The sequence below is a fragment of the Nocardiopsis sp. N85 genome (genome assembly GCF_028882275.1).
GTDB classification, from domain to species: domain Bacteria; phylum Actinomycetota; class Actinomycetes; order Streptosporangiales; family Streptosporangiaceae; genus Nocardiopsis; species Nocardiopsis lambiniae.
This window is the reverse complement of the sequence record NZ_JARBUT010000009.1, coordinates 198,817-210,486: the sequence shown is the minus strand read 5'-3', so window position 1 is coordinate 210,486 and position 11,670 is coordinate 198,817. Positions and strand designations below refer to the sequence as shown.

The window sequence follows — 11,670 nt, the reverse complement described above, 5'->3', positions numbered from 1 at the left end:
CCTCTTCCCCGGCGATCGTGTCCATGGGACGGCGGGTCGCCGAACACGGTGATCCGCCATGGGAACGATCGAGTACGAGGAGCCGGACATGTCCGTCAACACCGTGGTCCACGCGAACTTCCGGGGGGACGCCCGCGCGGCGCTGGACTTCTATCAGGGCGTCTTCGGCGGGGACGTCGCCGTCATCACCTACGGGGACGCGCACAACGTCACCGACGAGTCCGAGTCGGACCAGGTGATGTGGGGGCAGGTGGTCTCCGCCGCCGGCTTCCACCTGATGGCCTACGACGTGCCCGGACACACTCCGTGGAACCGGGGGGAGAACGCCTACTTCGTGTCGGTGCGCGGCGACTCGGTGGAGGAGGTCACCGCCTACTGGAAGGGGTTGAGCGAGGGCGGCACCGTCGTACAGCCCTTCGCGGAGTCCCCGTGGGCGCTGGCCTACGGCATGCTCAGGGACCGTTTCGGTCTCACCTGGGTCCTGGACGTCCCGCGCCCCTACGACGCCTCCTGAACCGCCCGGGGCCGGACGGCGCACGCCGTCCGACCCCGGGCGGTCATCGAACCGGCCCGGCCCCCGTCGGGGGCCGGGCCTCGCTCACTCCTTCGGGGTCACTTGGTGACGAAGGGGACCAGCGCCTCGTTGACCTCGGCGGCGTGCGTCCACAGCAGACCGTGGGGGGCGCCCTCGATCTCCACGTACTCGGCCTCGGGCACGGCCTCGTGGAACGGGCGCGCGGTGGCGTCGATCGGCAGGATGTTGTCGGCGGTCCCGTGCAGGATCAGGATGGGTTTGCCCGCCTCACGGACGGCCGCGACGTCCGCGCGGAAGTCCTCGATCCAGGTCGGCACCACGGCGTAGGCCGCCACGGGGGCGCTGCCGACGGCCGTGTTCCAGTTGGCGGTCACGACCTCCTGGCTGATCCGGGTGCCCAGGTTCTCGTCCAGGTTGTAGAAGTTCTTGTAGAAATCCGTGAACCAGGCGTACCGGTCGGTGTACGCCGCGTCGGCGATGCCGTCGAAGACCTCCTGCGGTACCCCGGTCGGGTTGTCGTCGGTCTGGAGGAGGAACGGCTCCAGCGAGGCCAGGAAGGCCAGTTTCGCGACGCGCTCGTGTCCGTGGTTCTTGACGTACCGGGCGAGTTCGCCGGTGCCCATGGAGAAGCCGACGAGGATCACGTCGCGCAGGTCCAGGGTCTCCAGCAGGGTGTTCAGGTCGGCGGCGAAGGTGTCGTAGTCGTACCCCTCGCCGACCTTGGAGGAGCCGCCGAAGCCGCGCCGGTCGTAGGTGATCACGCGCTTGCCGGCCTTGATCAGCTCGCGCGCCTGGAGTTCCCAGCTGGCGCCGTTGAGCGGATAGCCGTGGATGAGGACGACCGGCTGCCCCTGGCCGTGGTCCTCGTAGTAGAGCTCGATGTCCGTGCTGTTCTCGGTGCCGACCTTGATGAACGCCATGATCTCGCCTTTCCCGCTGTGGAGAACGGTCGTTCTCTCTCTTGTCGGCTACTATAGAGAACGATCGTTCTCATTGCAAGGAGGGGACCGAAGTGATCGATGACGTGCAGGCCCGGGAGAGGATCGTGGTCGCGGCCGACGCACTCTTCTACGCCCACGGGGTCAACTCGATCGGGATGGACGCGGTGCGCGAGCGGTCCGGTTTCCCCCTCAAGCGCATCTACAAGCTGTTCCCGTCCAAGGAGGACCTCGTCCTCGCCGTGCTCGATCACCGGTCGCGGCGCTGGGACTCGGGCATCGCGCGGGCCGCGGAGACCGCCGCCGACCCCACCGGCCGACTGCTGGCCGTCTTCGACTTCCTCGCCGCCTGGTTCCGTGAGGACGACTTCCGGGGCTGCGCCTTCATCAACGCCTACGGCGAACTCGGCCCCGGCTCCTCCCGGGTGGCGGGTGCGGTGCGCGCGCAGAAGGAGTCCTTCCAGCGCTACGTCGACGACCTGGTCGGTCGGATCGGCGGTTCTCCCGGGCTGGCCGCGCAACTGGTGCTGCTCGCCGAAGGCGCGCAGACCACCGCCGCCATCTCCGGCTCCCCGGCCGCCGCCGACGTGGCCCGCGACGCGGCCCGCATCCTCATCGAGGCCGACCGCGACGCGGCCCGGGACCGATGAGGGGACGCTCCCCGTCGCGATGTCCGCCTCCTCGGGGTGATCAGCGGCGCAACCACACGGCGGTGTCACCCGGCAGGCGGTCCTCGACCGGGCCGCTGGCGAGCAGGACCCTCCCCTCGGGCAGCTCCACCGGTTCGGGGCCCGTGTTGACCAGGACCAGGGTCTCCGGTCCCCGCCAGAAGGCCAGCACCGGCCCCTGGTCCGACGTGTCGTCCCAGACGAGGCCCTCGTCGGAGGCGAACCCGCGACGCAGTCCCAGGGCCCGCCGGTACAGGTGCAGTGTCGAGTCCGGGTCCCGTTCCTGGGCGGTCACGGAGTACCGTCCCCAGTCGGTGGGCTGGGGCAGCCACGACCCGTTCACGCCGAACCCGAAGGAGGTGCCCCCCTCGGTCCACGGGAGCGGCACCCGGCAGCCGTCGCGGCCCTTGTCGGTGCCGCCGCCGCGGACCCAGCGCGGGTCCTCCAGGGCCTCGCGGGGTAGATCGGCGACCTCCGGCAGGCCCAGCTCCTCACCCTGGTGGATGTAGGCCGACCCCGGCAGGGCGAGCTCCAACAGGGCCAGCGCGCGTGCCCGGCGCGTGCCCAGGGCGAGGTCCGGGGCCGGGTCGCGACCGTCCCCCAGGAGCCAGGTCCGGTGATCGGTGCCCGGGGGCAGCCCCAACGCCGACACCGGGCGCACCACGTCGTGGTTGCCCACCACCCACGTGGGCACGGTGCCCACCGCGCGGGCGTCGGCCAGCGAGGAGTCGATGACCTTCCGGTAGGCGTCCGCGTCCCACGGCGTGCGCAGGAAGTCGAAGTTGAACGCCTGGTCCAGTTCGTCCGGCCGGGTGTACAGCACGCGCCGTTCACCCGGCAGCCACACCTCTCCCACGGTCGCGGGCGGCGGGTCGAACTCCGCCAGCACCCGGCGCCAGTCCCGGTAGACGTCGTGGACCTCGGGCCGGTCCAGGAACGGGTGATCGGGGTTGGCCAGGATGTCCTCGAACCGGTCGCCCTCCACCAGCACCAGGTCGCGCAGCGGATCCAGGTCCTTGACCAGGGCGTAGGCGACGTCGACGCGGAATCCGTCCACCCCGCGTCCGCTCCAGAACCGCAGGATGTCGCGGAACTCCTCGCGGACCCGCGGATGATCCCAGTTCAGATCCGGCTGCTCGGGGGCGAACACGTGCAGGTACCACCGACCGTCGGGCACCCGGGTCCACGCCGGTCCGCCGAAGGTCGAGCGCCAGTTGGTCGGCGGCAGCGCGCCGTCGGGTCCCCGGCCGGGGCGGAAGACGTACAGGTCGCGCTCGGGCGCGTCGGCGGAGGCCAGGGCCGCCCGGAACCACGGGTGCTCCTCCGAGGTGTGGTTGGGCACGATGTCCACCATCACCTTGAGGTCGAGCCGGTGCGCCTCGGTGACCACGGCGTCGAATCCGGCCAGGTCCCCCAACCGGGGGTCCACGTTCCGGAAGTCGCTGACGTCGTACCCCCCGTCGGCCCAGGGCGAGGTGTAGAACGGCGACAGCCAGACCCCGTCCGCGCCCAGGTCCGCGATGTGCCCCAGCCGGTCGACGAGTCCCGCCAGGTCGCCGACCCCGTCCCCGTCGCCGTCCGCGAAACTGCGCGGATAGACCTGGTAGAGCACCGCGTCGCGCCACCATCGTCGTTCCATGGCCGCCTTCTCGTCCGCCGGATGTACCCGATGTCGCGTCCACGTTACGAGCGCGGTCCCTGAGGGTGCAATGCCCGGGTGGAGAGTGGCCATATACACCATTCATGTGGCTTTTTGGGGGCTTTCTTCCGTGTTTCTATGTTGACCTGATCACACTTTGAGTGACATCGTTCTCACACGACCACGGGAAGCCTGACGACCCAGACGCACTCGGTGCCTCGCGACCGGACACCCTCCGGGCGCGGAAGGAGAGAGTCATGTCCGTACTGTCACGTCGTGGTGTGCGCGCGTTCGCCGCCGGCACCTCCGCCTTCGCCCTGGCCCTGGCCACGGGCTGCGGATCGCCTCCGGGCGAGGAGGTCGGGGGGGAGGGGGAGAGCGCCGGTCTGGCCGACGACCCCCAGTTCGTGTGGGCCGTCACCGGAGCGGACCGGCAGATCCACGAGGACGTCGCCCGCCTGTGGAACGAGGTCAACCCCGAAGAGCAGGTCGAGGTCTTCTTCCTCGCCCCCACCGCCGACGAACAGCGCCAGGCCATGTTCCAGGACCTCCAGAGCCAGGCCGGGCAGTTCGACGTCCTGGGCCTGGACGTCATCTGGACCGGTGAGTTCGCGGACTTCGGCTACATCGAGAGCCTGGAGGACCTGCGCCCGGAGATCTCCGACGTCAGCCTGCCCGGCGCCATCGACAGCGCCCAGTGGCAGCAGGAGCTCTACGCCCTGCCCTACTCGTCCAACGGCGCGTTCCTGTACTACCGCACCGACCTGATCGACGAACCGCCCACCACCTGGGACGAGCTGTACGAGACCGGCACGGAGGCCGCCGAGGAGGCCGGGATCTCCGCCTACGTCGGCCAGGGCGACCAGTACGAGGGTTTCGTCGTCAACTACCTGGAGCTGTTCTGGGCCGCCGACGGCGAGCTGTTCGACGAGGGCCAGACGGAGAGCCTGTTCCTGGAGGGCGACGCCGCCACCACCGCGCTGGACTTCATGACCGAGGCCTATGAGAGCGGCTTCTACGCCGAGGGCTTCGACTCCATGGTCGAGGACGACGCACGCGCCCTCTTCCAGGCCGGCGAGGCCGTCTACATGCGGAACTGGCCCTACGCCGTGCCGCTGCTGGAGGGCCAGGAGGGCGAGGAGAGCGAGGTCGCCGAGGACTTCGCGGTGGCGCCGCTGCCCACCTTCGACGGCGAGGGCAGCACCAGCGCCCTGGGCGGGCTCAACAACGCCGTCAGCACCCTGAGCGAGAACAAGGAACTGGCCCGCGAGTTCGTCCTGTGGGCCGCCACCGACCCCGACGCCCAGGCGATCCTGGCCGACAACAGCCTGCCGCCCACCATGCTCAGCGCCTACGAGGGGGCCGAGGACCCCAACTTCGAGATGCTCCGGGACATCCTGACCGACGCGCACGCCCGGCCGCCGGTGCCCGGGTACAACTCGCTGTCCCTGACGATCCAGGACAACCTGCACCCCGCCTACCTGGGGCAGGCCGACGCCGAGGAGTCGTTGGAGACGGTCGACGGGGCCGCCGACGACGCGCTCGAACAGGAGTAGGGCCGCCCATGGCGACGATCCGCAGCGCCGGTCCACCGGTGCGTAAGAAGGACGAACGCATCCGTCGCGGACTCGGAGAACGGGCGATGGGGCGCATCTTCCTGGCCCCGTCGTTCACCTTCATGGCCGTGATCGCGCTGTTCCCGGTCTTCTACGCCCTCTGGATGAGCCTCTACCAGATCCGGGGCTTCCGCCAGGAGTTCATCGGTATAGACAACTACCTGCGGGCCCTGAGCGACCCCGGCTTCTACAACGCGGTCCTCAACACCCTGATCTTCACGCTCGCGTCGGTATCGCTGGAATTCGTCATCGGTCTGATGTTCGCGCTGATCATGCACCAGGTGTTCGTCGGTCGAGGCCTGGCCCGCGCGATCATCCTGGTGCCCTGGGTGATCCCGACCGCCGTCGCCGCCCAGGTGTGGCGGTACATGTTCGACCACAACCCCGGGTTCGTGAACGGGGTGCTGAACACGGAGATCAACTGGTTGCGCGACCCCGCCTGGTCGATGGTCGGGATCATCGCCGCCGACGTCTGGAAGACCGCGCCGTTCGTGGCGCTGCTGCTGCTCGCGGGGCTCCAGACCATTCCCAAGGACTACTACGAGGCGGCCAGGGTCGACGGGGCCGGGGCGATACAGCGCTTCTGGTCCATCACCCTGCCGCTGCTGCGTCCGGCGATCGTGGTGGCCCTGTTGTTCCGCACCGTGGACGCGCTGCGCATGTTCGACTTCGCGTACGTGTTCGCGGGGTACTCGAACTCGCTGGCCACGCTGTCGGTGTACGCGCAGCGCTTCCTGGTCGCCGAACCCCAGCTGGGGTACGCGAACGCGCTGTCCACGGTCACGTTCGTGGTCGTCATGCTGGTCGGTCTGGCCTTCATCAGCCGGATGGGCCGCCACATGGTCGGTGACGTGGCACGGCGAGGGGAGAAGCGATGACGGAGCGGACGGAGACGGACCGGGCGCGGGGAGCGGTGCGCCGCGCGCACCGGCCGCGCCGCACCACGCATCCGGCCGTGACCGGCGGGCTCAAGATCCTGGGGCTGGCCCTGGTACTGGGATGGTGCCTGTTCCCGTTCCTGTGGATGGGCATGACCAGTCTGCGCACCGGTTCGGTGGCGCTCACCGATCCCAACATCCTCCGTGGCCCGTTCAGCCTCGCCAACTACGAGCAGGTCCTCGACCTGGGGTTCCAGTACGCGCTGCGCAACTCGCTGATCGTGGCGGCCCTCACCACCATCATCTGCATCCCGGTGGCCTCACTGGCGGGTTACGCGCTGGCGCGGCTGCCGCTGGCGGGCAGGTTCCTGCTGCTCGCGGCGACCCTGGTGGCGACGCTGTTCCCGCCGGTGGCACTGGTCAACCCGCTGTACCAGATGTACCTCAAGCTCGGCGAGTGGACCGGGATCAACCTGCTCAACACCTACACGGGCCTGGTGATCCCGTACGTGGCCCTGACCCTGCCGCTGGCGATCTTCATCCTCGCCACGTTCTTCGCGGGCATCCCCCGCGAGATCGAGGAGTCGGCGAAGGTCGACGGGGCCACGCCGTTCCAGGCGTTCTGGCGTGTGGTGGTCCCGCTGGCGGCGCCCGGCGTCGGGGCGGCGGCCATCCTCACCTTCGTGTACGCCACCAACGAGTTCCTGCTCGCGTTCTCGTTCGCGCCCCGCGACCTCAACGTGCAGACCGTCCCCGTGTTCGTCGGCACGTTCGAGCGGGTCGGCTACGAGAACCCGATCGGGCAGATCATGGCCGCGTCGGTGCTGGTGTCGGTTCCGCTGATCGCCTTCGCGCTGATCCTGCAACGCCGGATCGTGGCCGGCCTGACGTCCGGGGCGGTCAAGGGCTGAGTCCGGGCGCCCGGGTGGCGGGACCCGGTCAGGACAGGCAGGCGCGGACCACGGCGGCCATCCGCTCCCGGGGTTCGAGGACCTCGGGGCGGGTGACCCCGCGCAGGATGAGCCCGTCGACGTAGGCCATGAGGCTGCGCGAGGCGGACTGCGGATCGTCCGCCCCCAGGTGGTCGAGGATCCGCCCGCCCCACTCCTGGACGGCGGCGGCGCCCCGGGCCAGTGCCGCGGCGATCCGGGGGTCGTGGGTGGCCTCCACCGACAGCGCGTACCGGGCGACGGTGCGGACCCGGTCGGTGGTCACCGCCGCCCCGACGAATCGGGCCAGGGCGTCGATGAGGTGATCGACGGTGGGCTCGTCGGGGGTGTGCGTCCTCGCCCAATCCCGTCGGTCCAGCTCCTCCAGCCGTTCCACCACCCCGATGATCAGCGCGTCGCGGGTGCGGAAGTGGTTGGAGGTCGACCCCTTGGGCAGGCCGGCCGCGGCGTCCACCTTTCCGTGGGTGAGGGCGTGCACGCCTCCGGTGCCCAGCAGGGTGATGGCGGCGTCCAGGGCGCGATCGCGGGTCCGTGACATGGTTCTACTATAAACGTAGTGACTCTTCACTATGATCGTAGTAGCGTGGTGCCATGAACGGAAGAGCACTGATCGTCGGCGGCGGTATCGCCGGACTCGCGGCGGCCCGAGGACTCCTGCGCGCGGGCTGGGAGGTCGACGTCCGCGAACGCCTCTCCGAGCCCCCCGACATCGGTGGCGCCCTGGGCATGTGGTCGACCGCTCTGGAAGCCCTGGACCGGCTCGGCCTCGTCGATGAGGTGCGCGCCGTCGGATGCGCCCCCACCGGCGCCCTGATCGCCGCCTCCGACGGCAGGACCCTCGCCCGACTGGACTCCCGAGGTCCCTCCGCCCTCCTCGTCTCGCGTTCCACGCTGCTCCGGATCCTCGTCGCCGCCCTGCCCGCGGACACGGTCCGCTGGAACACCCCCGTCACGGCCGAGGAGATCGGACGGGCCACCGGGGCGGACGGGTTCGACGTGGTCATCGGCGCCGACGGCATCAACGGGACGGTCCGGCGGACCGTGTTCCCCGGCGCGCCCGCCTCCCGGCCGCTCGGCACCATCGCCTACCGAGGCGCGGTCCCCGGCCATGTGGACGCCTTCAGCGAGACGTGGGGGAACGGCCGGATCTTCGGGATCACCCCGATGGACGGTGAGAGGACCAACTGGTACGCCTCCCTCAACGCCGACCTGCTGCGCGGGCGCGACCCCGACGAGGACCCGGTCACGCTGCTGCGCGACCTGTACGGGGACTGGCATCCCGGGGTCGCCCGGGTCCTGGCGGGTCTGCCCGGCACCGCCATCGACCGGCGCGTCCTCCACGACCTGCCCGTCCTGCCCTCCTACGTGTACGGCCCCCACGCCCTCATCGGCGACTCCGCCCACGCCATGGCGCCCCACCTGGGGCGGGGGGCCTGCGAGTCCCTGGTCGACGCCGCGGCCCTGGCGGAGGCGCTCTCCCTCGGCCCCACGGTCGCCGACGGGCTGCGCCGCTACGACCGCCTCTGCCGCCGCTCGGCCGGACGGATCGTGCGCGCCTCGCGGGTGATGAACCGGGTCGCCATGGTCTCCCGCCTCACGGGCGTCCGCGACGGCGTGCTGCGCACCGCCGGAACCCTGATGCGATGATCGCCGCGGTGCTCTGGGCCGGCCGGAGCGGTCGGCCCCGCACCGGGGGAGGGGGTGGTGTCCGGGCCCTCGCGGTTCGGGAGGTTCTCGCGCCCCCGTCCTCTTCGCCGTGGTCGTCCTGCCGGGGCGACCGTACGGGGCCGGGGCGCGGGTCCGCAGGGAGCGCGCCTCGCCCCCGTGCCCGGTGCCCCGGCGCTCGGTGCCCCGCTTCGTCCGCGATCCGCCCCGGGGCGGTCCCGAAGCCCCCGCCCCGGCCGGGGGAGCGGCCGGGGCGGGGACCGGGAGGGACCGGCGACGATCAGACGGTCGCGGAGGGCTCCGGCAGACCGGCCCCGATCTCGGAGATGTGCAGGGCCGCCACCAGGTCCCGGTAGAGGCCGTCGCGTTCCAACAGTTCGGCGTGGGTCCCCTGGGCCCGTACCCGGCCGTCCTCCAGGAGGATGATCCGGTCGGCGTGGATCACCGTCGACAACCGGTGCGCCACCGTCACCACCGCCGCGTCAGCCGCGTGCCGGCGCACGCTCTCGGTGATCGCCGCCTCGGTGATGGCGTCCACCTGCGAGGTCGCCTCGTCCAGCAACAGCACGTCCGGAGAACGCAGCAGCGCTCGCGCCAGCGCCACCCGCTGACGCTGTCCACCCGAGAACGCGGTGGCGTCCAGCGGGGTGTCCAGCCCTTCCTCCAGGGAGTCGACCTTCTCGGTCAACCGGACGTCCTCCACCACCCGGCGGACCTCCTCCTCGGTGGCGTCCGGACGGCTGAACAGCAGGTTGTCCCGCAGGGTCCCCGGCACGACCGGGGTGTCCTGCTCCACGTAGGCGAAGTGCGCGCGCACCTCCTCGGGGGTCATCTCCCGGTAGGGGACGCCGTTCACCGAGACGCCGCCCCCCTCGGGCTCCAGGAAACGGAGCAGGAGGGACAGCACGGTCGTCTTACCCGCCCCGGACGGGCCGACGATCGCCGTGTGCCCACGCCTCGGGATGGCCAGATCGACCCCCTTCAGGGCCGGCTCCGCGCCGGGGGCGTACCGGGCGGTGACCCCGTGCAGCCTCAGCAGCGCGTCCTCGGTCCGGACGTGACCGTTGGCGGAGGGGGCGGCCTTCTCCACGGTCGACGCGGGTTCTTCGGCGGTCGGCTCCAACGGGATCGCCTCCACCTCGCGGATGCGCTTGGCCGCGGCGATGCCCGACTGGAGGGTGGTCATGCTCTGGGACAGTTCCATGACCGGGTTGAGCAGGGTGAACGCGTACAGCAGGAACGCGATCAGGGTCGACACCCCGATGTCCCCGGAGGCGACCCGCAGGGCGCCCACGCCCAGGATGGCGATGATCGCCAACTCGACGCCGCTGAACGCGATCGTCCAGGCCACCGCCTCCCGGCGGACCGTGCGCACGCCGTGGTCGGCGGCCTCCTTCGCGTGGGTGAGGATCGTGTCGCCCAGCCGTCGTTCGGCGCGGCTGACCTTGACCGTGCGGATCGCCCGCAGCGCCCCGTCGAGGACGCCGCCCATGAGGCCGAGCGAGTTCTGCGCCTTCTCCTGGGCCGTGGCGATGGCGGGCATCAGAGTGAGGAACAGGATCGTCACGATGAGCACGGCCACGGCCGTGACACCGAAGAGGACCAGGTCCAGGATCGCCATCATCACCAGGGTGCCGACCAGCAGGACACCGCCGTTGATCAGGCTGATGACACTGCTGGAGGCCGCTTCGCGGAGGAGGACGGTGTCGGAGGTGGCCCGGGTGACCAGTTCTCCCGAGGAGCGCTTGGAGAGCGGGATGAGGGCGGCGCGGAAGTAGCGGCGCACCAGGGAGGTGCGCGCGTCCAGCACGACCTGCTCGGCGACGGAGCCGAGCAGGATCCAGTGGTACATGCCCATGCCCGCGCCGACCACGAACAGGCCGAGCAGCAGCAGGATCGGCATCAGCAGCCCGCCGCCCCCGGAGAGGGTGTCCAGGACGAGCTTGATCACCATCGGGTTGGCCAGCTGCAACGCGGAGCCGATCAGGGCCAGGACGAGGCCCAGTAACAGCTTCCCCCGGTGCGGGCGAACGAACGACCACAGCACCTTGAGCTGGGCGAAGCGCGGCTCGGTGGATGCCGAAGATGGGGCATCACGGGTTTCAATCGGATCTGTCATGCTTCAAATTAGGTCATAGGTGACCGATTATTGTCAAGAAAATACCCACAAGCCTAGGATGGACGCATGGTGAAGAGCGCTCCTGTAGACGAAGAGACGAGGACCCGTGCCCGAACCCGCCGCGCCATCCTCGACGCGGCGGTGGAGGTCCTCGGTGACAACCCGGCGGCACCCCTGTCCCACGTGGCCAAAGCCGCCGGGGTGGCCCGCAGCACCCTTCAGCGTTACTTCGCCGAACGCGCGGACCTGATCGCCGCCCTGGGCGAGTACGCGGACGAACTGGCCAACGAGGCCACCGAACGCGCCCGCACCACGGAGGGCACCGGCATCGAGGCGTTCACCCGACTGGTCGCGGAGTACTTCACGCTGCGGAAGATCATCATGCTGGCGTTCGGGTCGGAGGACTTCATCGAGGCCCCCCCCGACGAGGAGAACTGTAGCTCCGCCGACCTGGCGCTCTTCGCGCTCGTCGAACGGGGACACGAGGACGGCACCATCGACCCCAGGATCACCCCGTTGTGGGCGCAGCAACTGCTGTGGTCCGGGCTGTACGCGGGGTGGACCTACGTCACCACGGCCAAGGTGCCCGCCTACGAGGCGCTCACCCTGTGCCTGCACTCGCTCGTCAAAGCGGTGGAACGACGGCCCGCCCGGGGATAGGG

At 70.4% G+C, this 11,670-nt stretch carries 11 protein-coding genes; 7 read left to right on the top strand and 4 right to left on the bottom strand.

Translation table 11 applies throughout. The features are described 5' to 3' along the window. Window positions 1–58 precede the first annotated feature (58 nt). Window positions 59–514, top strand: a complete 456-nt coding sequence (locus tag PWG71_RS15135; protein WP_274810349.1) for a VOC family protein — start codon at window positions 59–61, stop codon at window positions 512–514. A 98-nt stretch (window positions 515–612) separates the two neighbouring features. Here PWG71_RS15135 and PWG71_RS15130 read toward each other — a convergent pair whose 3' ends face one another. Continuing rightward, window positions 613–1,455, bottom strand: coding sequence for an alpha/beta fold hydrolase (locus tag PWG71_RS15130; protein ID WP_274810348.1), 843 nt, complete (start codon window positions 1,453–1,455; stop codon window positions 613–615). Between the two features lie 92 nt (window positions 1,456–1,547). Between PWG71_RS15130 and PWG71_RS15125 the strand changes: the two genes are divergently transcribed. Next, window positions 1,548–2,123, top strand: a complete 576-nt coding sequence (locus PWG71_RS15125; protein WP_274810347.1) for a TetR/AcrR family transcriptional regulator — start codon at window positions 1,548–1,550, stop codon at window positions 2,121–2,123. A 40-nt stretch (window positions 2,124–2,163) separates the two neighbouring features. Here PWG71_RS15125 and PWG71_RS15120 read toward each other — a convergent pair whose 3' ends face one another. Continuing rightward, entirely contained in the window at window positions 2,164–3,780 is a 1,617-nt protein-coding gene (locus PWG71_RS15120; RefSeq protein ID WP_274810346.1) for a glycoside hydrolase family 13 protein, read from the bottom strand. Window positions 3,781–4,037: 257 nt separating this feature from the next. Between PWG71_RS15120 and PWG71_RS15115 the strand changes: the two genes are divergently transcribed. The 3 genes from PWG71_RS15115 to PWG71_RS15105 all read left to right on the top strand — a co-directional run bounded on the left by PWG71_RS15115 (window position 4,038) and on the right by PWG71_RS15105 (window position 7,185). Then, window positions 4,038–5,336, top strand: coding sequence for an ABC transporter substrate-binding protein (locus PWG71_RS15115; protein WP_274810345.1), 1,299 nt, complete (start codon window positions 4,038–4,040; stop codon window positions 5,334–5,336). An 86-nt stretch (window positions 5,337–5,422) separates the two neighbouring features. Beyond that, the gene (locus PWG71_RS15110) at window positions 5,423–6,274 is read left to right on the top strand and encodes a carbohydrate ABC transporter permease (RefSeq protein ID WP_274810402.1); all 852 of its coding nucleotides are present in this window, start codon (window positions 5,423–5,425) and stop codon (window positions 6,272–6,274) included. Next, the gene (locus PWG71_RS15105; RefSeq protein WP_274810344.1) at window positions 6,271–7,185 is read left to right on the top strand and encodes a carbohydrate ABC transporter permease; all 915 of its coding nucleotides are present in this window, start codon (window positions 6,271–6,273) and stop codon (window positions 7,183–7,185) included. The genes PWG71_RS15110 and PWG71_RS15105 overlap by 4 nt, the downstream gene beginning before the upstream one ends. A gap of 28 nt (window positions 7,186–7,213) precedes the next feature. Here the strand turns inward: PWG71_RS15105 and PWG71_RS15100 are convergent, their stop codons facing one another. Further along, window positions 7,214–7,762: a TetR/AcrR family transcriptional regulator gene (locus PWG71_RS15100; RefSeq protein ID WP_274810343.1), complete on the bottom strand. Its 549-nt coding sequence runs from the start codon at window positions 7,760–7,762 to the stop codon at window positions 7,214–7,216. A 53-nt stretch (window positions 7,763–7,815) separates the two neighbouring features. Between PWG71_RS15100 and PWG71_RS15095 the strand changes: the two genes are divergently transcribed. Next, complete coding sequence (locus PWG71_RS15095; RefSeq protein WP_274810342.1) at window positions 7,816–8,871, top strand: FAD-dependent monooxygenase; 1,056 nt, start codon at window positions 7,816–7,818, stop codon at window positions 8,869–8,871. A gap of 298 nt (window positions 8,872–9,169) precedes the next feature. On the opposite strand, the gene PWG71_RS15090 is transcribed toward PWG71_RS15095, so the two are convergent. Continuing rightward, entirely contained in the window at window positions 9,170–10,936 is a 1,767-nt protein-coding gene (locus PWG71_RS15090) for an ABC transporter ATP-binding protein (protein ID WP_274810401.1), read from the bottom strand. 138 nt (window positions 10,937–11,074) lie between these two features. Here PWG71_RS15090 and PWG71_RS15085 point away from each other — a divergent pair, with 138 nt between their 5' ends. Next, a complete protein-coding gene (locus PWG71_RS15085; protein WP_274810341.1) occupies window positions 11,075–11,668 on the top strand; it encodes a TetR/AcrR family transcriptional regulator in 594 nt (197 codons plus the stop codon). Window positions 11,669–11,670 lie beyond the last annotated feature (2 nt).